Annotated in this window: 24 protein-coding genes; 5 read left to right on the forward strand and 19 right to left on the reverse strand. The window is 73.2% G+C overall.

Annotated features, from left to right (window positions below):
* Positions 1-11: 11 nt before the first annotated feature.
* The 18 genes from AC3D3D_RS01910 to AC3D3D_RS01995 all read right to left on the reverse strand — a co-directional run bounded on the left by AC3D3D_RS01910 (position 12) and on the right by AC3D3D_RS01995 (position 19,735).
* A complete protein-coding gene (locus tag AC3D3D_RS01910; RefSeq protein WP_463662186.1) occupies positions 12-362 on the reverse strand; it encodes an RNA polymerase-binding protein RbpA in 351 nt (116 codons plus the stop codon).
* Position 363: 1 nt separating this feature from the next.
* A complete protein-coding gene (secG, locus tag AC3D3D_RS01915) occupies positions 364-609 on the reverse strand; it encodes a preprotein translocase subunit SecG (RefSeq protein WP_463662187.1) in 246 nt (81 codons plus the stop codon).
* 174 nt (positions 610-783) lie between these two features.
* Positions 784-1,575 carry a triose-phosphate isomerase gene (gene tpiA / locus AC3D3D_RS01920; RefSeq protein ID WP_463662188.1) on the reverse strand — a complete coding sequence of 264 codons (792 nt, stop codon included), beginning with the start codon at positions 1,573-1,575 and terminating at the stop codon, positions 784-786.
* Positions 1,572-2,768 carry a phosphoglycerate kinase gene (locus AC3D3D_RS01925; protein ID WP_463662189.1) on the reverse strand — a complete coding sequence of 399 codons (1,197 nt, stop codon included), beginning with the start codon at positions 2,766-2,768 and terminating at the stop codon, positions 1,572-1,574. Before AC3D3D_RS01925 ends, tpiA begins: the two co-directional genes overlap by 4 nt.
* Before the next feature lie 120 nt (positions 2,769-2,888).
* The gene (gene gap / locus AC3D3D_RS01930; RefSeq protein WP_463662190.1) at positions 2,889-3,896 is read right to left on the reverse strand and encodes a type I glyceraldehyde-3-phosphate dehydrogenase; all 1,008 of its coding nucleotides are present in this window, start codon (positions 3,894-3,896) and stop codon (positions 2,889-2,891) included.
* A gap of 213 nt (positions 3,897-4,109) precedes the next feature.
* Positions 4,110-5,090, reverse strand: a complete 981-nt coding sequence (gene whiA / locus AC3D3D_RS01935; RefSeq protein WP_463662191.1) for a DNA-binding protein WhiA — start codon at positions 5,088-5,090, stop codon at positions 4,110-4,112.
* A gap of 11 nt (positions 5,091-5,101) precedes the next feature.
* Positions 5,102-6,145 (reverse strand): gluconeogenesis factor YvcK family protein, encoded by a 1,044-nt coding sequence (locus tag AC3D3D_RS01940; RefSeq protein ID WP_463662192.1) that lies wholly within the window; start codon positions 6,143-6,145, stop codon positions 5,102-5,104.
* Positions 6,145-7,086, reverse strand: a complete 942-nt coding sequence (gene rapZ, locus AC3D3D_RS01945; protein WP_463662193.1) for an RNase adapter RapZ — start codon at positions 7,084-7,086, stop codon at positions 6,145-6,147. Before rapZ ends, AC3D3D_RS01940 begins: the two co-directional genes overlap by 1 nt.
* Positions 7,087-7,105: 19 nt before the next feature.
* Positions 7,106-9,274, reverse strand: coding sequence for an excinuclease ABC subunit UvrC (gene uvrC, locus AC3D3D_RS01950; RefSeq protein WP_463662194.1), 2,169 nt, complete (start codon positions 9,272-9,274; stop codon positions 7,106-7,108).
* A 74-nt stretch (positions 9,275-9,348) separates the two neighbouring features.
* On the reverse strand, positions 9,349-9,819 hold the full coding sequence (locus AC3D3D_RS01955; RefSeq protein ID WP_463662195.1) for an OsmC family protein: 471 nt from the start codon (positions 9,817-9,819) through the stop codon (positions 9,349-9,351).
* A gap of 142 nt (positions 9,820-9,961) precedes the next feature.
* Positions 9,962-10,363 carry an immunity protein Imm33 domain-containing protein gene (locus AC3D3D_RS01960; RefSeq protein ID WP_463662196.1) on the reverse strand — a complete coding sequence of 134 codons (402 nt, stop codon included), beginning with the start codon at positions 10,361-10,363 and terminating at the stop codon, positions 9,962-9,964.
* Positions 10,364-10,365: 2 nt separating this feature from the next.
* Positions 10,366-10,944 (reverse strand): ankyrin repeat domain-containing protein, encoded by a 579-nt coding sequence (locus AC3D3D_RS01965; protein ID WP_463662197.1) that lies wholly within the window; start codon positions 10,942-10,944, stop codon positions 10,366-10,368.
* Between the two features lie 63 nt (positions 10,945-11,007).
* Positions 11,008-14,148 (reverse strand): GH-E family nuclease, encoded by a 3,141-nt coding sequence (locus tag AC3D3D_RS01970; protein ID WP_463662198.1) that lies wholly within the window; start codon positions 14,146-14,148, stop codon positions 11,008-11,010.
* A 1-nt stretch (position 14,149) separates the two neighbouring features.
* Entirely contained in the window at positions 14,150-14,461 is a 312-nt protein-coding gene (locus AC3D3D_RS01975; RefSeq protein WP_463662199.1) for a hypothetical protein, read from the reverse strand.
* Positions 14,458-14,934, reverse strand: coding sequence for a hypothetical protein (locus AC3D3D_RS01980; RefSeq protein WP_463662200.1), 477 nt, complete (start codon positions 14,932-14,934; stop codon positions 14,458-14,460). Before AC3D3D_RS01980 ends, AC3D3D_RS01975 begins: the two co-directional genes overlap by 4 nt.
* Positions 14,931-15,887 carry an immunity protein Imm33 domain-containing protein gene (locus AC3D3D_RS01985; protein WP_463662201.1) on the reverse strand — a complete coding sequence of 319 codons (957 nt, stop codon included), beginning with the start codon at positions 15,885-15,887 and terminating at the stop codon, positions 14,931-14,933. Before AC3D3D_RS01985 ends, AC3D3D_RS01980 begins: the two co-directional genes overlap by 4 nt.
* 137 nt (positions 15,888-16,024) lie before the next feature.
* Entirely contained in the window at positions 16,025-18,886 is a 2,862-nt protein-coding gene (gene uvrA / locus AC3D3D_RS01990; protein WP_463662202.1) for an excinuclease ABC subunit UvrA, read from the reverse strand.
* Between the two features lie 72 nt (positions 18,887-18,958).
* Positions 18,959-19,735 carry a trimeric intracellular cation channel family protein gene (locus tag AC3D3D_RS01995; RefSeq protein WP_463662203.1) on the reverse strand — a complete coding sequence of 259 codons (777 nt, stop codon included), beginning with the start codon at positions 19,733-19,735 and terminating at the stop codon, positions 18,959-18,961.
* A gap of 167 nt (positions 19,736-19,902) precedes the next feature.
* Between AC3D3D_RS01995 and AC3D3D_RS02000 the strand changes: the two genes are divergently transcribed.
* The 3 genes from AC3D3D_RS02000 to AC3D3D_RS02010 are packed head-to-tail and all read left to right on the forward strand — an operon-like array spanning position 19,903 to position 22,437.
* The gene (locus tag AC3D3D_RS02000; RefSeq protein WP_463662333.1) at positions 19,903-20,601 is read left to right on the forward strand and encodes a 3-oxoacid CoA-transferase subunit A; all 699 of its coding nucleotides are present in this window, start codon (positions 19,903-19,905) and stop codon (positions 20,599-20,601) included.
* Entirely contained in the window at positions 20,598-21,251 is a 654-nt protein-coding gene (locus AC3D3D_RS02005) for a 3-oxoacid CoA-transferase subunit B (RefSeq protein WP_463662204.1), read from the forward strand. Before AC3D3D_RS02000 ends, AC3D3D_RS02005 begins: the two co-directional genes overlap by 4 nt.
* A gap of 13 nt (positions 21,252-21,264) precedes the next feature.
* On the forward strand, positions 21,265-22,437 hold the full coding sequence (locus AC3D3D_RS02010; RefSeq protein WP_463662205.1) for a thiolase family protein: 1,173 nt from the start codon (positions 21,265-21,267) through the stop codon (positions 22,435-22,437).
* On the opposite strand, the gene AC3D3D_RS02015 is transcribed toward AC3D3D_RS02010, so the two are convergent.
* Positions 22,407-23,393 (reverse strand): helix-turn-helix transcriptional regulator, encoded by a 987-nt coding sequence (locus tag AC3D3D_RS02015; RefSeq protein WP_463662206.1) that lies wholly within the window; start codon positions 23,391-23,393, stop codon positions 22,407-22,409. The two genes, AC3D3D_RS02010 and AC3D3D_RS02015, sit on opposite strands and share 31 nt — an antisense overlap.
* Positions 23,394-23,454: 61 nt before the next feature.
* Between AC3D3D_RS02015 and AC3D3D_RS02020 the strand changes: the two genes are divergently transcribed.
* On the forward strand, positions 23,455-24,036 hold the full coding sequence (locus AC3D3D_RS02020; RefSeq protein ID WP_463662207.1) for a DinB family protein: 582 nt from the start codon (positions 23,455-23,457) through the stop codon (positions 24,034-24,036).
* A complete protein-coding gene (locus AC3D3D_RS02025) occupies positions 24,033-24,494 on the forward strand; it encodes a VOC family protein (protein WP_463662208.1) in 462 nt (153 codons plus the stop codon). The genes AC3D3D_RS02020 and AC3D3D_RS02025 overlap by 4 nt, the downstream gene beginning before the upstream one ends.
* Positions 24,495-24,514 lie beyond the last annotated feature (20 nt).

Here is a 24,514-nt window from a genome sequence, read left to right on the forward strand (position 1 = left end):
GCGCGGCCGCGTCAGGCGGTGCCGCGGCGGGCACGCAGCGCGGTGAGGGCCTCGTCGAGGAGGGCGGCGCCGTCGTCGTCGCTGCGGCGTTCCTTCACGTAGGCGAGGTGGGTCTTGTAGGGCTCGTTGCGCGGCGCCTCGGGCGGGTTGTCCCGGTCCTGGCCGGCGGGCAGGCCGCAGCGCGGGCAGTCCCAGGTCTGCGGGGGCACGACCTCGGCGTCGACGGCGAACACCGGCCGGGACTCGTGGCCCTGGGCGCACCAGTACGACACCTGGACGCGGGGGGCCAGGTCCCCGCGCTCCATCTCCCCCATCGGGCCGGCGCCCACGCGCGAGCCCCTGATCGCACTGCCGCCGGACATGTCAGTCTCCGAACTTCATGATGAGTCCGAGCATGACGACGCACAGCCCCCACACCAGGGCGATGCCCACAGTGATGCGGTTGAGGTTGCGCTCGGCCACGCCGGAGGAACCGATCGAGGAGGTGAGGCCGCCGCCGAACATGTCCGACAGGCCGCCGCCGCGGCCCTTGTGCATGAGCACGGTGAGGACGAGCAGGACGCTCGTGAGGACGAGCAGCACGCTCAGGATCACCTTGAGCCAGATCACGGTGGGACAACTCCTCGGGGGACGGCGCACGGCGCCGGTGGGCACCGACGTCGATGATAGGCGATGAGGGCGTTCCCGACCGCCGCCGCGCCAGCGTCCTGTGCGGGCCGGGCGGGTCCGGGGACGACGACGGGGGTGACCGCCGCGTGGCGGTCACCCCCGTCGTCGGTCGGCTCAGGAGCCGACGTGGTGCTGGTAGCGCACGATGGCCGCGAACTCCTCGGCCTTGAGGCTGGCGCCGCCGACGAGCGCCCCGTCGACGTCCTCGCCCGCCATGATCGCGGCGATGTTGGCGGACTTGACCGAACCGCCGTACAGGACGCGCACGGAGTCGGCCAGCTCGGCGGAGTAGAGCTCGGCCAGGCGGGCGCGCACGGCGGCGCACACCTCCTGCGCGTCCTCCGGCGTGGCGACCTCGCCGGTGCCGATGGCCCACACCGGCTCGTAGGCGACGACGACCCGGGCGGCCTGATCGGCGTCCAGCGCCGCGAACACGCCCGTGACCTGGTCGGTGACGTGGGCGACGTGCTCGCCGGCCTGACGGACCTCGAGGCCCTCGCCGACGCAGATGATCGGCGTGATCCCGGCGCCGAGCGCGGCGGCCGCCTTGCGGCCCACCAGCGCGTCGTCCTCACCGTGGTACTCGCGGCGCTCGGAGTGCCCGACGACCGCGTGGCTGACGCCGAGCCGGGCGAGCATGGCCGCCGAGATCTCGCCGGTGTAGGCGCCCGAGGCGTGCTCGGAGACGTCCTGCGCGCCGTAGGCGATGTCGAGCTTGTCGCCGTCGACGAGGGTCTGCACGGAGCGCAGGTCAGTGAACGGCGGGACGACCACGACCTCGACCTCCGCGGCGTCGTGCTTGGCGTCGGTGAGGGTCCACGCGAGCTTCTGCACGAGGTGCGTGGCCTCGTGGTGGTCGAGGTTCATCTTCCAGTTGCCCGCCATCAGCGGGGTGCGGGTGCTCATGCGTGGTCCTCCAGGACGCTCAGGCCGGGCAGCTCCTTGCCCTCGAGGAGCTCGAGGGAGGCGCCGCCGCCGGTGGAGATGTGGGAGAAGGTGGCCTCGTCGAAGCCGAGGGTGCGCACGGCGGCAGCGGAGTCCCCGCCGCCGACGATGGTGTACCCCTCGGCGTCGGACAGGGCCTGGGCGACCGCCCGGGTGCCGGCCGCGAAGGGCGCCATCTCGAACACGCCCATCGGGCCGTTCCAGACGACGGTACGGGCCTGCGCGATCGCCGCGGCGTACGCCGCGGAGGTCTCGGTGCCGATGTCCAGGCCCATCTGGTCGGCCGGGATCGCGTCCGCGGCGACGGTGGTCGCGGGTGCCTGGGCGGAGAACTCCGGGGCCACGACGACGTCCGTCGGCAGGAGGATCGTCACGCCCTTCTCCTCGGCCTGGGCGAGGTAGCCGCGGACCGTGTCGATCTGGTCCTCCTCGAGCAGCGAGCTGCCCACCTCGTGGCCCTGGGCGGCGAGGAAGGTGAAGGCCATGCCGCCGCCGACGAGGAGCGTGTCGGCCTTGCCGATGAGGTTAGCGATGACGCCGAGCTTGTCGGAGACCTTCGAGCCGCCGAGCACCACCGCGTAGGGGCGCTCGGGGTCGTTCGTGGCCCGCGAGAGGGCACGGACCTCGCCGACGACCAGGTCGCCGGCCGCGGCCGGGAGCACCTGGGCGATGTCGTAGACCGAGGCCTGCTTGCGGTGGACGACGCCGAAGCCGTCCGAGACGAAGACGTCGGCGAGCTCGGCGAGCTCGGCCGCCATGGCCTGCCGGGCGGTGTCGTCCTTCGCGCTCTCGCGCGGGTCGAAGCGGACGTTCTCCAGGAGCAGGACCTCGCCGTCGCCCAGGGCCGCGACGGCCGCACGGGCACCCTCGCCGACGACGTCGGGGGCCAGCGTGACGTCGAGGCCGAGCAGCTCGCCCAGGCGGGCGGCCACGGGCGCGAGGCTGAACTCGGGGTTGACCTCGCCCTTGGGGCGGCCGAGGTGGGCCATGACGACGACCTTCGCGCCGGCGGTGATGAGGCGCTGCAGGGTGGGCAGCGCGGCACGGATGCGGCCGTCGTCGGTGATGGTGGTGCCGTCCAGCGGGACGTTGAAGTCCGAGCGGACGAGCACCCGGCGGCCGGACAGGTCGCCGAGGGACTCGATGGTCTTCATCGGATGAGCTCCTGTTGCGTCGAAGGGGGTTCGTGGGCGCGGCCCGACAGGCCGCGACGCCCGCACCCTGCGCGCTGGGCGCGGTGGGCGGGCGTCGCGGTCAGGCCGGTGCGGGCAGCGTCAGAGACGCTCGCCGATGTAGCCGGCGAGGGTGACCAGCGAGGACGAGTAGCCGAACTCGTTGTCGTACCAGGAGACGACCTTGACCTGGTCGTCGATCACCTTGGTCAGGCCCGCGTCGAAGATCGAGGTGTGCGGGTTGCCGACGATGTCGGAGGAGACGATCGGGTCCTCGGTGTACTGGAGGATGCCCTTGAGCTCGTCGGACTCGGCGGCGGCCTTGAGCGCGGCGTTGACGGACTCCACGGTCACCGGCTTCTCGGCGGTGAAGGTGAGGTCGGTGGCCGAGCCGGTGGGCGTCGGCACGCGCAGGGCGTAGCCGTCGAGCTTGCCCTTGAGCTGCGGGAGCACCAGCGAGACGGCCTTGGCGGCACCCGTGGAGGTCGGGATGATCGACAGGGCCGCGGCGCGGGCGCGACGCAGGTCCTTGTGCGGGCCGTCCTGGAGGTTCTGGTCCGCGGTGTAGGCGTGGATGGTCGTCATCAGGCCGCGCACGATGCCGAACTCGGCGTCGAGGACCTTGGCCAGCGGGGCGAGGCAGTTCGTGGTGCACGACGCGTTGGAGACGACGTGGTGGTTCGCCGGGTCGTACTCGGTGTGGTTGACGCCGACGACGAAGGTGGCGTCCTCGTTCTTGCCGGGCGCGGAGATGATGACCTTCTTGGCGCCGGCCTCGATGTGGGCCTTGGCCTTGGTCGCGTCGGTGAAGCGACCGGTGGACTCGATGACGATGTCGGCGCCCAGCTCGCCCCAGGGGAGCTTGGTCGGGTCCGGCTCGGCGACGGCGCGGAAGGTGGTGTCGCCGACGGTGATGTTCTCGTCGTCGTAGCTGACCTCCTGGTCGAGGACGCCGAAGATCGAGTCGTACTTCAGGAGGTGCGCGAGCGTCTTGTTGTCCGTGAGGTCGTTGACGCCGACGATCTGGATGTCGGCCCCGGACCGGAGCAGCGCGCGGGTGAAGTTGCGTCCGATGCGGCCGAAGCCGTTGATGCCAACCTTGATGGTCACAGTGGTTTCTCTCCTCCTCGGTGCACCGGTGGTGCACGCATGTCGGTCGGGCAGGTGTGAGCGGGCCGTGCGCCGGGACGCGCCCGGCCGGCTCTCTCACCGCGCCTCCCAGCCTAGTGCGTCGCGGGACCGCGCGGCGGGGACGATCGTCCGGGATGCGGGCACCGCGGACGTGGGCCGCCCCGACGTGCGAGGCGCCGGCCGGCGGTCGGTTCAGGCGTCGTCGTCCTCGGGCGGGATGACCGCCTGGGTGTCGGAGACGCCGAGCTCCTCGGCGCGGCGGTCGGCCATGGCCAGCAGGCGCCGGATCCGGCCCGCGACCGCGTCCTTGGTCATCGGCGGGTCGGACATGGCGCCGAGCTCCTCGAGGGAGGCCTGCCGGTTGGCCATCCGCAGCCGGCCGGCCTCCTGGAGGTGCTCGGGCACGTCCTCGCCGAGGATCTCGAAGGCACGCTCCACGCGGGCGCCGGCGGCGACGGCGGCGCGGGCCGAGCGGCGCAGGTTGGCGTCGTCGAAGTTGGCCAGGCGGTTGGCGGTGCCGCGCACCTCGCGGCGGGTGCGCCGCTCCTCCCAGGTCAGCACCGCGTCGTGGGCGCCCATGCGGGTGAGCAGCGCGGCGATGCCGTCGCCGTCGCGGACGACGACCCGGTCGACGCCGCGCACCTCGCGGGCCTTGCTCGGCACGCCGAGGCGGCGCGCGCAGCCGACGATCGCCAGCGCGGCCTCGGGGCCGGGGCAGGTGATCTCCAGGGAGGAGGAGCGGCCCGGCTCGGTCAGCGAGCCGTGCACGAGGAAGGCGCCCCGCCAGGCCGCGGTGGCCTCGGCCGCGCCGGCGCCGACCACCGCGGTGGGCAGCCCGCGCACGGGCCGGCCGCGGTTGTCCAGCAGACCGGTCTGCCGGGCCAGGGCCTCCCCGTCCTTGACCACCCGCACGATGTAGCGCGTGCTGCGGCGCAGCCCGCCGGGCGAGACGACGAGGATGTCGCCGTGCAGGCCGAAGAGCTCGTCGATGCCGGTGCGCAGGCGCCGGGCGACGATCGCGGTGTCGAGCTCGGCCTCGAGGACGATCCGACCGCTGACGATGTGCAGGCCGCCGGCGAACCGCAGGATGGTGGAGAGCTCGGCGCGCCGGGCGGAGGCCTTGGGCACGTCGACGCGGGCGAGCTCGTCCTTGACGGCGGCGGTGAGCGACATGATCCCCATCTTCACATCCCCTCGGCGCCCGTGCGCCCCGTGGTCCCCACGTCCCCCTCGACCCGCTCCATCGCGTCGCGCAGGGCGGCGGCCAGCCGCAACGGGTCGTGCACGGAGGGCTGGCCGGCGCTGCGGACCTGGCGCAGCATCGCGTGCGCGCCGAGGGCCTCCGAGGCCTGCTGGAGCTCGTCGAGGTCGTCGACGGCGAGCGGGTCGGCGACGACGACGTCGAGGGTGAGGTCCGGCGCGTGCTCGCGCAGCGAGCGCAGGTGGTCGGCCACGGACATGCCCTCGGACTCGGCGTCGTCCCGCGAGAGGTTGAGCACGAGCGCCCGGCGGGCGGAGGTGGTGCACAGGGCCTCGGCGAGGTCGGGCACGAGCAGGTGGGGCACGACCGAGGTGTACCAGGAGCCCGGACCGAGCACGACCCAGTCCGCCGCGCGGACCGCGGCGACGCCCTCGGGCCGCGCGGGCGGGTCGGCGGGCAGCAGCCGCACCGAGCGCACCCGCCCGGCGACCTTGGCCACGCGGGACTGCCCGCGCACCACGCGGATGGCCCCGGTGGCCGGGTCCTCGACGTCGGCCTCGATGTCCAGCGGGACGGCCGACATGGGCACCACGCGCCCCCGCACCCCCAGCAGGCTCGCCACCCACTCCAGGCCGAGGACCTCGTCGCCGAGGATGGACCACAACGCGACGATGAGGATGTTGCCCACGCTGTGGTTGTCCAGCGGCCCGTCCGAGCGCAGCCGGTGCTGGAGGACGTCGCGCCAGGTCTGGCCCCACTCGCCGTCGTCGCACAGGGCGGAGACGGCCATCCGCAGGTCGCCCGGCGGCAGCACCCCGAGCTCGCTGCGCAGGCGGCCCGAGGAGCCGCCGTCGTCGGCGACCGTGACGATGGCGGTGACCTCGGAGGTGAGGTGGCGCAGGGCGGCGAGCGTGGCGGACAGGCCGTGCCCGCCGCCGAGGGCGACGACCGCGTCCCCGCGGGAACCCCGACGCTGCTCCCCGGACGGTACGGGCAGGCCCGGCCGACCCGGGACGGGTGCCCCCATCACTCGCGCCCGACGTCGCGGTGCAGGGTCCGGACCTGCTGCCCGCGCGCCCGGAACAGCTGGGCCATCCGCTCGGTGACGGCCACCGACCGGTGCTTGCCGCCGGTGCACCCCACCCCGATGGTGACGAAGGGCTTGAGCTCGTCGAGGTAGCGGTCCAGCACGGGGGCCAGGGCGTCGACGTAGCGCTCGACGAACTCCTCGGCGTCGGGCTGGCCGAGCACGTAGGTCGAGACCGCCTCGTCGCGGCCGGTGAGGTGGCGCAGCTCGGAGACCCAGTAGGGGTTGGAGAGGAAGCGGACGTCGACGATGTGGTCGGCGTCGAGCGGGAGCCCGTACTTGAAGCCGAAGGAGGTGATCGAGAGCCGGATCTGGCGGTCGATCGCCTGGCCCATCTCCTCGCGCACCCGGCGGGCGAGGTCGTGCACCGACAGCTCGGAGGTGTCGATGAGGATGTCGGCCCGGCTGCGCAGGTCGCGCAGGAGGGCCCGCTCGGCGGAGATGCCGTCGAGCAGGCGCCCGTCGCCCTGGAGCGGGTGCGGCCGGCGCACGGACTCGTAGCGGCGCACGAGCTCGCCGTCGTCGGCGTCGAGGAACATGATCCGGTAGTCGGTGCCGCGCTCGCGCAGCTCGCCGAGGACCGCCACGAGCTCGGAGAAGAACGCGCCGGAGCGCACGTCGACGACGGCGCCGAGGCGGCGCACGCCCGCCCCGGGGGTGACCAGCCCGGCCAGCGCCCCGAGCAGGCGCGGCGGGAGGTTGTCGACGACGTACCAGCTGAGGTCCTCCAGGGCGGCGGCCGCGCGGGAGCGGCCCGCACCGGACATGCCCGTGATGATGAGCAGCTCGGCGGGCTCCGCGCGGGGCAGCGACGAGGACTCGTCGAGCTCGGGGATGCCGTCGGGGACCGTCGGGGGTCGAGGATCGTCGCCGGTGGTCATGGCGTCAGTGTGCCAGTGATCACGCGTCCTGGGGCCCCTCTCCCGCGGCCCCGGGCTCGGGTGCTCCCGGCGTCGCGGGGGCGGCGTCGGCCTCCTCGTCGAGGGTGGTGACCGGGGCGAGGACCGCCAGGACGGCGCGGGCGGTGGCCGGTCCGACGCCCTTGACCTCGGCGATCTCGTCCACGGTCGCCTCGCGCAGCCGCTTGACCGAGCCGAAGGCGCGCAGCAGGGCCTTCTGGCGGGCCGGTCCGAGCCCCGGCACCTCGTCGAGGACGGACCGGGTCTGCCGTTTCGAGCGGCGCGAGCGGTGGTGGGTGATGGCGAAGCGGTGGGACTCGTCGCGCAGGTGCTGCAGCAGGTACAGCGCGGGCGAGGTGCGCGGGAGGATGACCGGGAACGTCTCGCCGGGCAGCCACACCTCCTCGAGCCGCTTGGCCAGGCCGACGACGGGCACGTCGTCGACGCCCAGCTCGTCGAGCGCGCGCCGCGCGGCGTTGACCTGGGGCTCGCCGCCGTCGACGACGACCAGCTGCGGCGGGTAGGCGAACCGGCGGGCCCGGCCCGTGCCGGGGTCGACCGGCCCGACGTCGAGCGGGATGCCGTCCTCGTCGACCTCGACCGGCCCCGACGGCGCGGCGGGGGTCTCGCCGGCCGCGGCCAGGGCGCGGCGCTCCCGCTCGGCCACGTAGCGGGTGAAGCGCCGGCGCAGCACCTCGTCCATCGCGGCGGTGTCGTCGCGGGCGCCCGAGCCGTCCTCGCCGCGGACGACGTAGTGGCGGTAGTCGGCCTTGCGGGGCAACCCGTCCTCGAAGACCACCATCGACCCGACCTGCTCGGTGCCCTGGGTGTGGGAGATGTCGTAGCACTCGATGCGCAGCGGGCTCTCCTCCAGGCCGAGGGCCTCGGTGAGCTCGGCCAGCGCCTGGGAACGGGAGGTGAGGTCGCCCGCCCGTCGGCTCTTGTGCAGGGTGAGGGCCTGCTCGGCGTTGGTGGTCACCGTGGCCATGAGGGTGGCCTTGTCCCCGCGCTGCGGCACCCGCAGGCGCACCCGTGCCCCGCGGCGACGGGTGAGCCAGGAGGTGAGCTGGGCGGCGTCGACGGGTTCGGTGGGCACGAGCACCTCGGCGGGCACGGCGGTGGTGGGCGTGTGCTCGACGTCGTCGGGGCTGGTGGCGCCGCCGTCGTCGGGGCGCGCCCGCTTGGTGCCCACCGACCGGGGGTCGTCCGGCGCGCGGCCCCCGGGGGCGGCGGCACCCTCGCCGTAGACCTGGCCGAGGAGCTGGGTGAGCAGACCGGCGTCGCCGATGTCCTCGACCCGGTCGACCACCCAGCCCCGCTGCCCGCGGATCCGGCCGCCGCGCACGTGGAAGACCTGGACGGCGGCCTGCAGCTCGTCGGAGGCTAGGCCGAAGACGTCGACGTCGGTGCCGTCGGGCAGGACCACGGCGTTCTGCTCGACGACGCGGCGCAGGGCCGCGACGTCGTCCCTCAGCCGGGCGGCCCGCTCGAAGTCGTGCTCGGCGGCGGCCTCGCGCATCTCGCGCTCCACCTGACGCAGGTAGGGGCCGGTGCGGCCGGCGAGGAACTCGCACATCTCCTCGGCGATCTCCCGGTGCTCCTCGGGGCTGACCCGGCCTACGCAGGGCGCCGAGCACCGGTCGATGTAGCCGAGCAGGCAGGGGCGGCCCGAGGAGGCGGCCTGGCGGTACACGCCGGGCGAGCAGGTGCGCACGGGGAAGACGCGGAGCAGCTGGTCGAGGGTGTCGCGGATCGCCCAGGCGTGCGTGTAGGGCCCGAAGTACCGGGTGCCCTTGCGCTTGGTGCCCCGCAGCACCTGCGCCCTCGGGATCTCCTCCCCCATCGTCACCGCGAGGTAGGGGTAGGACTTGTCGTCGCGGTACTTGACGTTGAACCGCGGGTCGAACTCCTTGATCCACGCGTACTCCAGCGTCAGCGCCTCGACCTCGGTGCCGACGACGGTCCACTCGACCCGGGAGGCCGTGGTGACCATCTGCCGGGTGCGTGGGTGCAGGACCGCGAGGTCCTGGAAATAGCTCGTCAGGCGCTGGCGCAGCGACTTCGCCTTGCCGACGTAGACCACCCGGTCGTCCTCGTCGAGGAAGCGGTAGACGCCCGGGTCGGTGGGGATCTCCGCGGTGGCCGGGCGGTAGAGGGACGGGTCGGCCATGGGCCGAGCCTACGTCCGGGGGCCGACGGTGCGGCGGTCACCTCCGCGCTCGCGTGCCGGGGTCCCCGTGCGGGTCACGCGCCGACGGCGACGGCCTCCACGCGCACCGGGACCCCGAGGGAGCGGGCGAGGTGGTTGTGGTCGCGGGCGGCGGCGTGCAGGCGGGCCGCGGTCTCCTCCCCCACCCGGGCGGCGTACGTGACCTTGGGCCGCAGGACGATCTCGGTGAAGGGACCGGAGCCGCCGCCCTCGATGCGCTGGGTGGCGGTGGCCTGGTCGACGTAGCCCGTGACGACGACGCCCTCCTTCGCGGCCGTGCGCAGGAACCACAGCATCTGCGCCTGGGCGAGGGCCCCGACGAACAGCTCCTCGGCCTTGTAGCGCGACACGTCGCTGCGCACCCGCAGGTCCGAGCTCGCCAGCAGGGTCGGCTTGCCGTCCACCCGCACCTCGTGGTCGCGCGAGTAGGAGGTGTAGCTGGTGGTCCCCTGCTCGTCCGCACCCGTCCAGTCCACCGTGACGTCGAAGGTCTGCAGTGCTCCCATGACCACACTCTAGGTGGTGCGGGTCACGTCCATGGGCAGCCCGTCCGTGGAGCGCCGGGGCACGTCGTCATTCGTGAGCCCCACCCAGGCGAACGCGTCCCGAGCGGCCCTGTCGACGCGCAGCCGTCGCGGGTGGACGGCGCTACGCGTCGTCGTCCGGTGCGCCGTCCACGCGGATGACGGTGGGGGCGCCGCCGGGGACGTAGAGCTCGACCTCGTCGAGCTCACGCCCGGTAGCCGTCTCGACGATCCGCTTGCGACCGTCCTCCACGACGATCTGCAGGTCCGAACCGACCGGGAAGCCCCAGATCCCCACGAGGGCCGGCTCCACGTTGCACACGTCGTTGAAGTCGACGACGGAGAGCTTGTCCGGGTCACGAAGGTCGTCCTCGGTGTCGACGGCGGAGAAGAGCCGCCACCCCGTGTCCTCTGCGCGCCGTGGCTCGTCGCGCACCATCCACTTCAGCGGCGCGGACCCGTCGAGCACGGCGTTCGACACGACACACCGACCGGAGTCCTCGATGAAGATCACCTTGTCCGGCATGGTCACCCCTCCTTCCGGTCCTGCCTGGGCGGCACGTCCACACCGCGGGCGGACAGGTACGTCTCGATCCGTCCGACGAGATCGGCACGCTGGCGAAGCTTGCGGGCATGGTCGAGGACCGACTCGTCCCACGGGTTGGCCGGCTCCGTCAGCTCAAGTCCGTCGAGGTCGAGCACGACGTCGTAGAGCGGCGCCAGCTCCGTGTCCGGGACCCGGAGCTTGACCATGAGGGCGAGCGGGCGCCAGCCGTCGCCGTCGCGCAGGTTGATGTCCGCGCCCGCATCGATGAGGCGGGGCACCAGCTCCGCCTTCTCCGCGGTATCCAACCCGCGACTGGCGAGCAGCACGTGGAGCACGTTGCCCCCCTCGGGGGCCGTGGTGGCCGACGCATCGGCCCCGGCCGCCAGCAGCTCGTCGATGATCGCGCGGCGCGACGCGCCGTCCGCGTTGGAGATCGCGGCGACGATCGGCGGGAGTCCCGTGTCCGAGACGTCGTCGACGCCGTCGACGGCGAGCCGTTCACGGACCTCGTCGACCGTCCCGTACCTGGCCGCCGATGCCAGGGATCGCTCCTTCGTCACTGCCTCAGCCTCCATCTGTTCCTACCGACACTGGCACACGGGGTCGCGACGCGAGGACGCGACTCACGGTGTGGTCCGACCCCGTGAATCCATCTCCCCGGGCTGCAACGGCTTCTCGCCCTGGTGCGAGGCGTTGTGGGACGCGGTCTCGAGCTCGTAGTTGCCGAGGTCGTTGTACGCCTCGAGGAACTGTTCCTGAGTCAGGTCGCCGTTGAGGTAGTCGCGCTTGAGACGCCAGTACTCGTCCCCGTACGTGTGCCCCGCCTGGAGGTGCTCACGCAGCTCCGACGGGACCGGCCCGCCGGCCTCCCACGTGAAGGTCTCGGTCCGCGGCGGCGGTCCGGCGTACTCGACCGTCACGGTCCTGGTCGTGGCATCGGGCGAGCTTCCGGGAGCATCGGTGCGGGTGACCGAGACCGTGTCGCCGTCCGCGAGCTCCAGGTCCGTGGCCTGCCCCTCGGGCAGGTCCCGCTCGATGAGCCGATCCATGAAGTCGGGGTCGTGGTCCGGCCGGGCACCTGGCTGGGCGTAGGGAAGCCTGTCGCCGTCGGCGTCGTAGCCGAAGCTGTCCGGCTCTCCTGTCAGCGGCATCTCGTCCGGTCCGCCGTGTCCTGGGTTCTCGAGGACCCACTCGTCGTTGTCGGGGTCCCACTTCATGTGGGTGTTGCGCCCGCCGTCAGCACCGTCGGGTCGCAGCGGCTCACCGGTGCGGTGGTCGACGGGGTCGCCGTCCGAGTTGCGCGGCGCACGGTCGAGCGCGTCGGCGACGTCCTGGTCCGAGTAGCTGCTCGGTGCGCGGTCGTCGGACTGCGGGACCGTCTCGCGCGGCGACTCCTCCGGGTCCCACCGGTTGTCGGGGCCGTCGGACTCCGGGTCCGGGCGCGGGCTCTCGGGGTCCGACCCGGGCGGGTCCGAGGACTCCGGGGTGTCCTGGTCGGCGCGGGGCGTCGGCCCGTCCGCATCCGTCCCGTCCGGCGAGCCCGAGGAGTCCGCGGCGTCCTGGTCGGGTCGCGGCGTCGGGCTGTCGGCGTCCGGCGCGTCGGACGAGCCCGGGCTGTCCGAGTCCGGACGGGGCGTGGGACCGTCCCCACCCGGCGCGTCCGAGGAGCTCGGCGTGTCCGAGTCCGGACGCGGCGTCGGGCCGTCGGAGGAGCTCGGCGTGTCCGACTCCGGGCGCGGCGTCGGGCCGTTCGCGTCGGCACGAGGGGTCGGGCTCGAGGGCGAGCTCGGCGACGAGGGGTTCGACGGCGAGCTCGGGCTCGACGGCGTCGACGAGGCGGGCGGTCGCGCACCCGGGCCGGAGGATCCCGAGCCGGAGGATCCCGAGCCGGAGGATCCCGAGCCGGAGCCACCGGTCGAGCCCGTGCTCCCCGGTGTCTGGCCGCCCGGGCTGGTGCCGGCGGGTGCCGGCGCCGAGCGGGGTGCGCTCGAAGAGGCCGGGGACGTGCTCGACGAGCCGCCACCCTGACCACCGGAGCCGCCCGACGAGCCGCCGCTGTTGTTGGCGACGACCGGGCCGTCCGGCTGCGGCGTCGCCCGAGGCGTCGCGGCCGGAGTCGACGAGCTCGTCGGCTCGGGGGCCGCCGTCGTGGTGGGCCGTGCCTCGGGCACAGTGGGGGCCGCGGAGTCCACCGACGGGTCCGAGTGCGGGGTCGGCGACGGCGAGCTCGATCCCGAACCCGGGGTGGACGTCTGCGCGGGCGCCGGCGAGCCCGAGGAGGGGCTCGTCGATCCGCTCGAGCCCGAGGTGCCGGAGCCACCGCCGGAGTCCGGGGTGGTCGACGCGGGTGTCGGCGCCTGGTCCGCCCCCGAACCGTTCGAGCCGGGGCTGTTCGAACCCGAGCTGTTCGAACCAGACGAGTTGGAGCCCGCGTTGCCGGGCGGCGGCGAGGTGGTCGACGCGGATCCGTCCGAGCCGGAGCTGCTCGAGCCGGACCCGTCCGACCCGGAGCTGTTCGAGCCAGAGCTGTTCGACCCAGAGCCGTCCGACCCGGAACTGCTCGAACCAGAGCCGTTCGAACCAGGGCCGCCCGACCCGGAGCTGCTCGAGCCTCCGTCGCCGGAGCCAGAGCTGTTCGAGCCAGAGCCGTTCGACCCAGAGCTGTTCGACCCAGAACCGTTCGAGCCAGAGCCGTTCGAACCAGAGTTGTTCGAGCCGGAGCTGTTCGAGCCAGAGCTGTTCGAGCCAGAACCGTCCGACCCGGAGCCGGTGGAACCCGAGCCGTCCGCACCTGGCCCGTCCGTACCGGGCGTGCTGTCCCCCGGCGTGCTGTCCCCGGGTGTGCTGTCCCCGGGTGTGCTGTCCCCCGGCCGGGTCGATCCGGGCGGGGTGTGCCCCGCCGGTACGGAGTCGCCGGGCGTGCTCGGCGAACCGGGGCCGTCCGGCGAGCTGCCTCCCGGTGGCCGCGGCGTCGGCGGTGTGGCGAACTCCCAGCCCGGGCGCGCCGGGATGACCGCGTGCGGATTGGTGAGGATCCGCGGGAGGCGCTGCATGAGGCCATCGAGACGGTCGAGCAGGCCGCGCAGGGCGGAGACGGAGTCGATGACGCCGTCGACCTTGCGCTGCAGGCGCGCCGCCGCCGCCGACACCTTGGCGACGAGGCCGCGGATGGCCTCCGGGAGGAGGGGCGGGACGAGCGCCTTGAGCCCGGCGCTGACGATCGCGCCGACGATCTCGGCGATCGCGTCGCGCACGATGTCGTGCACCGCCTGGACGATCATCGCGGCACCCTGCAGCGCCATCGCCGCGGCCCCGGCGCCGCTGGCGCAGTGCCCCATCGCGTCGATGTTGCGCTGCTGGACCGCGCGGTAGGTCGTGATCGCCCCGGCCGACATCCAGCCCATCTCGTTGTCGAGGTGGCTCTGGAGGGCCGTCTGGGTCTCCTCGAGCTGGGTCTGGACGTTGGTCCAGGTCTGCGAGAAGGCGGTGACCGCGTCCGCGTCACCCGTGAGGTCGTCCAGCCAGCCCTTGAGCGGCTGGAAGTGCTCCATCAACCAGCCCACGCCCATGGAGATGATCGCGCCGAAGGGGTCGACGAACATCGTGAGGTCGAGGACGGCCGTCAGGCCGGAGACCGAGGCGGCCACCCAGTCCTCGTTCTGCAGACCGGTGACCACCCCCTCCATGCCCTCGAGCGCGAAGGTGCCCTGCAGCGCGGTGGACGAGTCGGTCGCCTCGGCGACGAGCGGGTTGGGAGCGGACATGTCAGACCTCCACGCCCTCGAACTCGACGGCCGAGTCGTCGTCGGTCTCGTCGAAGGAGTCGGCCATGTCCCGCAGCGGCACGACGGTCCCGTCGATCTCCTCGGCGACCGAGGCGATCGCGCTCGAGATGACCGAGGTCAACGGGGCGATGATCGGCGGCAGGAACGGGGTGCACATGAGCCCGAAGGCGCCGTCCCAGAGGTTGACGCTGCCGGCCGCGTCGGCGGCCTGCTGCACCGCTGCCTGGTCGGTGGACACGCTGCTCGCGTGCCCCCGGATCTCGTCGCTGCTGATGTCGATGGTGTCGTTCATCGGACCACTCCTGACCCTCGGCCGTGCGTCTCGCCGTCGTCCCCGCCGTCGTCCCTGTCGTCGTCCCCGCCGAGCCGCGGGCGGTAGAGCTCGGCGAGCGAGGCGGCCGTCTCGGGGTCCGTGCCGCCGACCCCCTGTGCGAGCTCGTCGACGGCGCGGGCCAGCTCGGCGCGTGCGTCGTCGTTCGCCTCGAGCAGCTCGGTGCGGATCTGCACGAGGGTCGCCTCGCTCAGCTTCTCGGTCAGCGCGAGGTCGAGCATCGCGCCGTGCACGTCGAGCGTGACCTCGGCGCCGCCGGCGCGGCTGCGGCCCACCGCCCGCACCTCCTGGACGCGGCGGCCGAACTCCTCGTACGCGGAGGCCTTGCGCTCGGCGTCGCGGACCTGCTGCTCGATCTTCTTCTTCTGCTCGTCCCGCTGCCGGGCCACGTCGGGCGAGACGAAGGCCGATCCGTAGGGAAGCTGGCTGCTCATCGGGTCTCCTCGGGCTGGCAGGGGTAGTGCTCGGCGGGCGCTCCGGTCGCGGGGTCGAGGACCTGACGTCCCGCCGACCCCCGGGCGGCGACGAGGCGGGTGCCGACCGGCATCCCCCACGCACCGACGACGTAGTGGTCGATGGCCGCGACCTCGTCCACGGGGACCGCGAGTGTCTGGCGGCGGTCCTCCGTGTAGCGCGGGACGTCCTCCTCGGACCAGAAGCGCCACCCGGTGTCGTCCGCCCCCGCCGGCTCCTCACGCACCATCCAGCTCACAGGGGCGGCACCTTCGACGACGTGCCGGGTGGCCAGGCAGTAACCGGCGCCGAGGATGAGGCTCGGTACCTCGGGCACGGCGTGGGCCGATGCCGGCCCGCTCCCCCCGTGGGCGGCCCGGTGCTCCTGCATCCGACGCAGCAGGCGGGGTCGGCCCCCGGTGCGTCGTACCAGGTCCACCGGGTCGACACCGAAGGCGTTGGGGGTGTCGAGGTCGAGGGTGTCGACGTCGAACCACAGGTCGTACAGACCTTCTGCCCGCTCGTCCGGCACCGGCAGCTGGGCGAGGAGGTGGCTCGGGGTGCGACCGTCGTAGGTGCCCGCTTCAGGGTCCGCCCCGGCAGCGAGGAGCCGGCGGACCAGGTCGCTGAGCATGTCAGGGTCCGCCCAGGCACGCGCGAAGGCCAGGTGCAGCGGGCCGAAACCGGCGCGGTTGGCGACCGGGCGCGCGCGCTGGTCGATGAGGAACCCGGCGATCCGGTACCGCTCGGCGGGCTCGGGGTTGCCAAGCGCGGCGAGCAGCAGCGGGTGACCGAGGCGCCGGGCGTCCTGCTCGTCGTCGCCGTAGTGCTGGAGGAACTCGTCGAGGTCGCCGCACTCGGCCGCCTCGAACAACGACAGCAGGCGGTCGAGAGGGACCTTGGGGGTCAGCGCCTCCTGGGCGGTTCCTGTCACGCGCTCGTCCTTCCCGATCGGTGCCACCGGACGAGGAGAGACGATAACGATCCGGTGTCGGTACCCGGTGCACCCGGGTGGGGAGCACTACCCCCGTACCCGGGTGGCGTGCGCCGCCGCCACCCGACGGGCACCTCTCAGGCCGGGACCCGGTCGGAGGTGCCGACGTCGAGCACGTCGGCGAGGAACTCCCCCGTGTAGGAGCCCTGGACGCGCGCGACCTCCTCGGGCGTCCCCTCGGCCACGACCAGCCCGCCGCCGGACCCGCCCTCGGGACCCAGGTCGAGGATCCAGTCCGCGGACTTGATGACGTCGAGGTTGTGCTCGATCACCACCACCGAGTTGCCCTTGTCCACCAGCCCCTGCAGCACGAGCATGAGGCGCCGGATGTCCTCGAAGTGCAGCCCGGTGGTGGGCTCGTCGAGCACGTAGATCGTCCGGCCGGTCGAGCGCCGCTGCAGCTCGGCGGCGAGCTTGACGCGCTGCGCCTCGCCGCCGGAGAGGGTGGTCGCCGACTGCCCCAGGCGCACGTACCCCAGCCCGACGTCCACCAGGGTCTGCAGGTAGCGCGTGATCCGGGTCGAGGCGGAGAAGAACTCCACCGCCTCCGAGATCGGCATGTCGAGCACCTCGGCGACGTTCTTGCCCTTGAACCGGACCTCGAGGGTCTCCCGGTTGTACCGCGCGCCGCCGCAGACCTCGCAGGGCACATAGACGTCGGGCAGGAAGTTCATCTCGATGCGCAGGGTGCCGTCGCCCTTGCACTCCTCGCAGCGCCCGCCCTTGACGTTGAAGGAGAACCGGCCCGGGCCGTAGCCGCGGACCTTGGCCTCGGTGGTCTCGGCGAAGAGCTTGCGGATGATGTCCCACAGCCCCGTGTAGGTCGCCGGGTTCGAGCGTGGGGTGCGACCGATCGGCGACTGGTCGACGTGCACCACCTTGTCGAGGTGCTCGGTGCCGGTCACGCGCTTGTGGCGCCCCGGGATCTGCTTGGACCGGTTGAGCGTCCGCGCGAGCGAGGTGTAGAGGATCGAGTTGACCAGCGAGGACTTCCCCGAACCGGAGACGCCGGTGACCGCGACGAGCACGCCCAGCGGGAAGGTCACCGACACGTTGCGCAGGTTGTTCTCGGTCGCCCCGACGACGGTGAGCACACGGTCCGGGTCGACCGGGCGCCGCTCCGCAGGCACGAGGATCTCGCGCCGGCCGGCCACGTAGTCACCGGTGATCGAGCCCTCGGCGTCGGCCAGGCCTGCGTAGGGGCCGGAGTAGACGATCCTGCCGCCGGTCTCCCCCGCACCCGGACCGATGTCGACGACCCAGTCGGCGGTGCGCATCGTGTCCTCGTCGTGCTCGACGACGATGAGGGTGTTGCCCAGGTCGCGCAGCCGGGACAGGGTGCTGATGAGCTTGCGGTTGTCCCGCTGGTGCAGGCCGATGCTCGGCTCGTCGAGGACGTAGAGCACGCCCACGAGGCCGGAGCCGATCTGGGTGGCCAGACGGATGCGCTGGGCCTCGCCGCCGGAGAGCGTGCCGGCCGGTCGCGAGAGCGTGAGGTAGGTGAGCCCGACGTCGACGAGGAACCCCAGCCGGGCGTGGATCTCCTTGAGCACCTGCTCGGCGATCGTGGCCTCGCGGCGGTCGAGCTCGAGGGCGTCGAGGAAGACCTTGGCCTCCGCGATCGACAGGTCGCACAGCTCGGCGATCGACTTCCCGCCGACGGTGACGGCCAGGACCTCGGGACGCAGGCGCGCCCCGCGGCACGTGGGGCACGGCACCTGCCGCATGTACCCCTCGTACCTCTCCTTCGACCACTCCGACTCGGTCTCCTCGTGGCGGCGCTTGACCTGCGCCATCGCGCCCTCGAAGCCGGTGGTGTAGGTCCGCATCCGGCCGAACCGGTTGCGGAAGCGCACGGTGACCTCGTGCTCGTGCCCGTGCAGCAGGGCGTGCTGGGCGTGCTCGGGTAGGGCGCGCCAGGGCACGTCGAGGGAGAAGGCGAGCTCCTCGGACAGGGCCTGGACCTGGCGCAGGTAGTGCTCGCCCTGGCCCGACCACGGGTGGATGGCCCCCTCGTTGAGGGTGAGGTCGGCGTCGGGGACGATGAGCTCGGGGTCCACCTCGAGCCGGGTCCCGATGCCCGTGCAGTCGGGGCAGGCGCCGTAGGGGGCGTTGAAGGAGAAGGTGCGCGGCTCGACCTCCTCCAGGGTGAGCGGGTGCTCGTTGGGGCACGAGCGTCGTTCGGAGAACTTCCGCTCGCGGCCCGGGTCCTCGGGGTCGAGGTCCACGTGGTCGACGACGAGCATGCCGTCGGCCAGCCGCAGCGCCGTCTCCACCGAGTCGGTCACACGCTGGTGGACGCCCTCGCGGACGACGAGCCGGTCGACGACGACCTCGACGTCGTGCTTGCGGCGCTTGTCCAGCGCGGGCACGTCGGTCAGGGGCACGACCTCGCCGTCGACGCGGGCGCGCGCGTAGCCCTGCCCGGCCAGCTCGCGGAAGAGCTCGAGGTGCTCGCCCTTGCGGCCGCGCACGACCGGGGCGAGGACCTGGAAGCGGGTGCCCTCGGGCATGGCCATGAGCTGGTCGACGATGTTCTGCGGCGTCTGCGACTGCACGACCTCCCCGCACACGGGGCAGTGCTGGGTGCCGGCGCGAGCGTAGAGCAGGCGCAGGTAGTCGTAGACCTCGGTGATCGTGCCGACCGTCGAGCGCGGGTTGCGGCTGGTCGACTTCTGGTCGATCGCCACCGCCGGGGAGAGGCCCTCGATGAAGTCGACGTCGGGCTTGTCCATCTGGCCCAGGAAGAGGCGCGCGTATGAGGACAGCGACTCCACGTACCGGCGCTGCCCCTCGGCGAAGATCGTGTCGAAGGCGAGGGAGGACTTTCCCGAGCCCGACATCCCGGTGAAGACGATGAGGGAGTCGCGCGGGAGGTCGAGGTCGACGTTGCGCAGGTTGTGCTCGCGCGCGCCCTGAACGATGAGGCGGTCAGTCACCCGACCAACGATAGGTCACGGCACCGACATTCGCACAGGCGTTCGAGGGGGGGCTCTGTCACTTCCGGCCCCTCAGGCGGACCCGCCCGCGACCGGCCCCTCGGCCCCGGGACCGCCGGCTCCCGCGGGCCCCTCCTCCCGCCGGGACCGGCGGCGCGAGCCGCGCGGGCGTCGTCTGCGGCGCCGCACATGGAGAGCGAGCCGCGGCGCCTGGCCGGGCAGCTGCCAGCCCCGCCAGCGGGCCAGCAGCGCGAAGGCGGCGGTCACCACGATGGCCACCGCGAAGGCGATGGTCTCGACGTCGAGGACCGCCCCGAGAAGGACGATGACCGAGCCCACGAGCGCCGGGACCGCGTAGAGCGTGTTGCCGCCGAACACCGCCGGCGGACGACCGACGAGGATGTCGCGGATCATGCCGCCCCCGACGGCGGTGATGAGCCCGAGCAGCAGCGACGGGATCGGGGCCAGGCCGGCGTGGTGGGCCTTGACCGTCCCGGTGGCGGCCCAGCAGCCCAGGGCGAGCGCGTCGGCGACCATGAGCGAGCGCCCGGACCACCTGCCCTCGAAGGTCATGAGGTAGCCGATGACGGCGCCGACGAGCGCCGTGGGCAGGTAGGCCGCGTCGTGCAGCGCCACCGGCGGGACCTGGAGGAGGGTGTCGCGCATCAGTCCCCCGCCCAGGCCGGAGATGCCCCCCAGGACGAGGAAGCCGACGAGGTCGAAGCGCATCCCCCTCGCGACGGCGGCGCCGAGGACGCCGTTGGCGAGCACCCCGAGCAGGTCGACGGCGTCGAACGCAGGGCGCAGGTCCAGCGGGACCGTGAGGGCCTCGGTACCGATGTGCAGCACAGGCCGATCGTCCCCCATCCGATGCGCCACCGCGGACGTACGGGCGAGCGCGCGCCGCGCACCTCCCGCGTGCGTGACGTGGGCACGTTCGCCAGGAGCGCCCCGGTCGGGGGACGATGAGGGCAGGATCGACCCTGGTGACCGCGATCAAGGAGGAACGCACCACGATGCCGGAATTCATCGAGCACGCCGCCGAGGCGGTGGCGGACATCCCGGACGGCTCCACCGTCCTCGTCGGGGGGTTCGGCACCGCCGGTCAACCCGTCGAGCTCATCGACGCGCTCATCGACAGCGGTGCGGGTGACCTGACGATCGTCAACAACAACGCCGGCAACGGGGACGTCGGGCTCGCCCGGCTCATCCACCTCGGCCGCGTCCGAAAGATCATCTGCTCGTTCCCGCGGCAGTCGGACTCCTACCACTTCGACGAGCGGTACCGGGCGGGACAGATCGACCTCGAGGTGGTCCCCCAGGGCAACCTCGCCGAGCGGATCCGCGCCGCGGGCGCCGGGATCGGCGCGTTCTTCACGCCCACCGGTTACGGCACCCTGCTCGCCGAGGGCAAGGAGACCCGGGAGATCGACGGCCGCCACCACGTGCTCGAGCACCCCATCAAGGGTGACTTCGCGCTCGTCAAGGCGCTGCGTTCGGACCGGGTGGGCAACCTCGTCTACCGCAGGACCGCCCGCAACTTCGGCCCGATCATGGCGGCCGCGGCCACGACGACCGTCGTCCAGGTCGCCGAGGTCGTCGAGACCGGCACCATCGACCCGGAGACCGTGGTGACCCCCGGCCTCTACGTGGACCGGGTGGTCACGGTCCCGCGCGCCACCCACGACGACGTCACCGAGGAGCCCGAGGCATGAGCGAGCACCCCCTGACCCGCGACGAGATGGCGGCCCGCGTCGCCCGCGACATCCCCACCGGGGCGTTCGTCAACCTCGGCATCGGCATGCCCACGAAGGTCGCCGCCCACCTCACCCCGGACCAGCAGGTCACCCTCCACACGGAGAACGGGATGCTCGGCATGGGCCCGGAGGCGACCGGCGACGAGATCGACGACGAACTCATCAACGCCGGCAAGATCCCGGTCACCGAGCTGCCCGGGGCGAGCTACTTCCACCACGCGGACTCATTCGCCATGATGCGCGGCGGGCACCTCGACGCCTGCGTGCTCGGCGGCTTCCAGGTCTCCGTCGGCGGCGACCTCGCCAACTGGCACACCGGAGCGCCGGACGCGATCCCGGCCGTCGGCGGTGCCATGGACCTGGCCATCGGTGCCAAGCAGGTGTTCGTCATGATGAACCTCCTCACCAGGGACAAGACGCCGAAGCTCGTCGAGGAGCTCACCTACCCGGTCACCGGTCTGGCGTGCGTCTCCCGGGTGTACACCGACGTGGCCGTGTTCGAGCTGGGCGGCGGGCGCGCACGCGTGCTCGAGACCTTCGGCACCACCGTCGACGCGCTGCGCGAGCTGACCGGGCTCGACATCGACGACGCCACCGACCAGGCCTGAGAGAGGACCACCCATGACCGCCTTCGTCTACGACGCCGTCCGCACCCCGTTCGGGCGGTACGGCAAGTCCCTCGCCGGCGTCCGCCCCGACGACCTGCTCGCCGACACGATGCGGGCGCTCCTCGCCCGCCACCCCGACCTCGACCCGGCCCGGCTCGACGACGTGGTCATGGGCAACGCCAACGGCGCCGGCGAGGAGAACCGGGACGTCGCCCGCATGTCCTCCCTGCTCGCCGGCATCCCGGTCAGCGTCCCGGGCGTGACCGTCAACCGCCTGTGCGGCTCCGGCGTCGAGGCCGTCATCCAGGCCTCCCGCGCGATCGAGGCCGGGGACGCCGACCTCGTCCTCGCCGGCGGGGTGGAGTCGATGTCCCGGGCGCCCTGGGTGGTCCTCAAGCCCGAGCGCCCCTTCCCCGCGGGCCCGGTGACCATGGAGTCCACCTCCATCGGGTGGCGCCTGGTCAACCCGAAGATGCCGAAGGAGTGGACGGTCGCCCTCGGCGAGGGCGCCGAGATCCTCGCCGACCAGCACGCGATCTCCCGCGAGGAGCAGGACGAGTTCGCGCTCGCCAGCCACCGACGCGCAGCCGCCGCATGGGACGAGGGCGTCTACGACGCCGAGGTCGTCCCCGTGCCGGGCGTCGAGCTCGCCCGCGACGAGTCGATCCGGGCCGACACCTCGCTCGAGGCCCTCGCCGGGCTCAAGCCTGCGTTCCGCAAGGAGGACGGGACGGTCACGGCCGGCAACAGCTCCCCGCTCAACGACGGGGCGTCGCTCGTGCTCGTCGGCGGCGAGGGCGCCGAGGGGCTGGGGGACCCGATCGCCCGGATCGTCTCGCGCGGCGTCTCCGGCGTCTCCCCCGAGGTGTTCGGCATCGGCCCGGTCGAGGCCGCCGACCGCGCACTCGCGCGGGCGGGGAGGACGTGGGCGGACGTCGACCTCGTCGAGCTCAACGAGGCCTTCGCGGCGCAGTCGATCGCGTGCCTGCGGATGTGGCCGGACCTCGACCCGGCGAAGGTCAACGTGCACGGAGGCGCGATCGCCATGGGTCACCCGCTCGGGGCGTCCGGGGGCCGGATCGTCGGGCACCTCGCGCACGCGCTGCGGGCGCGCGGCGGCGGCATCGGCGTGGCCACGATCTGCATCGGCGTGGGTCAGGGGCTCGCCGTCGTGCTCGAGGCCTGAGCGCCGCCACCCATCGCGGTCAGCCTCTCCCCCAGCCGCGCGCACGCCTCGCGCAGGGCGTCCGGCTCGAGGACCTCGGCCGGCAGACCGAGCCGGGCCACGTGCAGCGCGAGCCAGTCCAGGTCGTCGGCGCCGGCGACGAGCACGCACCAGCCGTCCGTGTCATCGTCGACCCGTCCGACCTGCGGCGGGACGAGGGCACGGACGTCCTGCGCCGAGGCCTGCAGCCGGACGCGGCACACGTGCCGGTACGGGCCGGCCGTCACGGAGTCCTGCACGAAGCCCACGGGGTCGGGGTGCGCCCGCGGCCGGAACTGCCAGGTCGTGCGGACGACGTCGGCCATCCGGTCGAGCCGGAAGGTGCGCCAGTCGTCCCGGTCCACGTCGTACGCCATGAGGTACCAGCGCCGACCGGTGGTGACCATCCGGACCGGCTCGACCGTGCGCTCGCCGGTGCGCGCCTCTCGCCCGGTGTAGGCGAACCGCACCCGCACGGCGTCGCGGCAGGCCCGCGCGATGGTCACGAGCAGCTCGGGGTCGACGCCGCCGTCGGCGCTCGCCACGGTCGCGGTCGCGTCGTGCAGCGCGCGCACCTGGACGCGCAGCGCCGGCGCCATCACCTCGTCGAGCTTGGTGAGCACGCCGAGCGCGGCCTCCGCCACGCCCTCCACGGTGCCGCCGGCGGCCAGCCGCAGGGAGAGCGCGGTGGCCGTCGCCTCCTCCGGGTCGAGCAGCAGCGGCGGCAGGCGCGTCCCGGACCCCAGCCGGTAGCCGCCGCCCACGCCCGGCGTCGCGTGCACGGGGTAGCCGAGCGAGCGCAGGCGTGCGGCATCGCGGCGCACGCAGCGGTCGGTGACGCCGAGCTCCTCGGCCAGCTCGCGGGCCGTCCAGGACGCGCGGCGCTGCAGCAGCCCGAGCAGCCGCAGCACCCGTTCGGTGGTCGCCTCGGCGCGCATGCCCCCACCCTCTCCTCGATCACGGAACGAATCGGTCCGGGTCGGCTGCCACGCTAGCGGTATGGACACCATCGGATGGAACGAGACCCTCCGCGACCAGACCGACTGGCACTGGACGAACCAGATCCGGCAACGGCTCGACGGGCTGACCGACGAGGAGTACTTCTGGGAGCCGGCACCGGCGTCCTGGAGCGTGCGGCGCCGTGGGGGCAGTACCGCCGAGGTCCAGGCCGGGGGCGGCGAGATGACGATCGACTTCGCCTTCCCACCGCCCGACCCGGCTCCCCTGACGACGATCGCCTGGCGGCTGGGGCACGTCGTCGTCGGCGTGCTCGCCGTGCGCAACGCCGCCCACTTCGGCCGCGCCCCGACCGACTACCAGAGCTACGAGTACGCGCCCGACGCCGCGACCGCGCTCGCCCAGCTCGACGAGGAGTACGCGCGGTGGACCGCCGGCGTCGCCGCGCTCGGTGAGGACGGGCTCGCGCGCCACTGCGGCCCCGCCGAAGGACCCTTCGCCGAGGCCCCCATGGCACGCCTGGTGCTGCACATCAACCGCGAGCTCATCCACCACCTCGCCGAGGTCGCCCTCCTGCGCGACCTCTTCCTCCACCAGAACGTCGCGACGGGGGGTCGGTCATGAGCAGCGGCGTCCAGGTGACGTTCGACGCCCGCGACCCGCGAGCCCTGTCGATCTTCTGGCGGGACGTGCTCGGCTACGTCCATCCCGCCCCGCCCGGGGTCGAGCTGCCCGACGGCGCGGACCCGCTCGCGGCGTGGGAGGTCTTCCTCGAGGAGAACGACGTGCCGACCGAGCTGCGCAACAGCTCCTCGGCGCTCGAGGACCCGGACGGGACGGGGCCGCGGATCTTCTTCCAGCAGGTCCCCGAGGAGAAGGTCGCGAAGAACCGGGTCCACCTCGACGTGCGCACCGCGACCGACCTGAGGGGGCCCGAGCGGATGGTCGCGCTCGAGGCCGAGTGCGAGCGGCTCGTGGCGCTCGGGGCGACGCGGCTGCGCCGACACGAGCCCGAGCCGCCGACGAGCATCGGCTTCATCGTCATGGCCGACCCCGAGGGCAACGAGTTCTGCCTCGACTAGGCCCGCTCCCTCACCCGGCG

The sequence above is a fragment of the Georgenia sp. X1117 genome (assembly GCF_057784635.1).

Excerpts from the sequence above, each read along its gene's own strand:
- AC3D3D_RS01970 (WP_463662198.1), bottom strand. The coding sequence starts at position 14,148 with ATGTCCGCTCCCAACCCGCTCGTCGCCGAGGCGACCGACTCGTCCACC.
- tpiA (WP_463662188.1), bottom strand. The coding sequence starts at position 1,575 with ATGAGCACCCGCACCCCGCTGATGGCGGGCAACTGGAAGATGAACCTC.
- AC3D3D_RS02005 (WP_463662204.1), top strand. The coding sequence starts at position 20,598 with ATGAGCGAGCACCCCCTGACCCGCGACGAGATGGCGGCCCGCGTCGCC.
- AC3D3D_RS02000 (WP_463662333.1), top strand. The coding sequence starts at position 19,903 with ATGCCGGAATTCATCGAGCACGCCGCCGAGGCGGTGGCGGACATCCCG.
- AC3D3D_RS01980 (WP_463662200.1), bottom strand. The coding sequence starts at position 14,934 with ATGAGCAGCCAGCTTCCCTACGGATCGGCCTTCGTCTCGCCCGACGTG.
- whiA (WP_463662191.1), bottom strand. The coding sequence starts at position 5,090 with ATGTCGCTCACCGCCGCCGTCAAGGACGAGCTCGCCCGCGTCGACGTG.
- AC3D3D_RS02020 (WP_463662207.1), top strand. The coding sequence starts at position 23,455 with ATGGACACCATCGGATGGAACGAGACCCTCCGCGACCAGACCGACTGG.
- AC3D3D_RS01925 (WP_463662189.1), bottom strand. The coding sequence starts at position 2,768 with ATGAAGACCATCGAGTCCCTCGGCGACCTGTCCGGCCGCCGGGTGCTC.
- AC3D3D_RS01975 (WP_463662199.1), bottom strand. The coding sequence starts at position 14,461 with ATGAACGACACCATCGACATCAGCAGCGACGAGATCCGGGGGCACGCG.
- AC3D3D_RS01960 (WP_463662196.1), bottom strand. The coding sequence starts at position 10,363 with ATGCCGGACAAGGTGATCTTCATCGAGGACTCCGGTCGGTGTGTCGTG.
- AC3D3D_RS02010 (WP_463662205.1), top strand. The coding sequence starts at position 21,265 with ATGACCGCCTTCGTCTACGACGCCGTCCGCACCCCGTTCGGGCGGTAC.
- AC3D3D_RS01910 (WP_463662186.1), bottom strand. The coding sequence starts at position 362 with ATGTCCGGCGGCAGTGCGATCAGGGGCTCGCGCGTGGGCGCCGGCCCG.
- AC3D3D_RS02015 (WP_463662206.1), bottom strand. The coding sequence starts at position 23,393 with ATGCGCGCCGAGGCGACCACCGAACGGGTGCTGCGGCTGCTCGGGCTG.
- uvrC (WP_463662194.1), bottom strand. The coding sequence starts at position 9,274 with ATGGCCGACCCGTCCCTCTACCGCCCGGCCACCGCGGAGATCCCCACC.
- AC3D3D_RS01955 (WP_463662195.1), bottom strand. The coding sequence starts at position 9,819 with ATGGGAGCACTGCAGACCTTCGACGTCACGGTGGACTGGACGGGTGCG.
- AC3D3D_RS01940 (WP_463662192.1), bottom strand. The coding sequence starts at position 6,145 with ATGGGGGCACCCGTCCCGGGTCGGCCGGGCCTGCCCGTACCGTCCGGG.
- AC3D3D_RS02025 (WP_463662208.1), top strand. The coding sequence starts at position 24,033 with ATGAGCAGCGGCGTCCAGGTGACGTTCGACGCCCGCGACCCGCGAGCC.
- rapZ (WP_463662193.1), bottom strand. The coding sequence starts at position 7,086 with ATGACCACCGGCGACGATCCTCGACCCCCGACGGTCCCCGACGGCATC.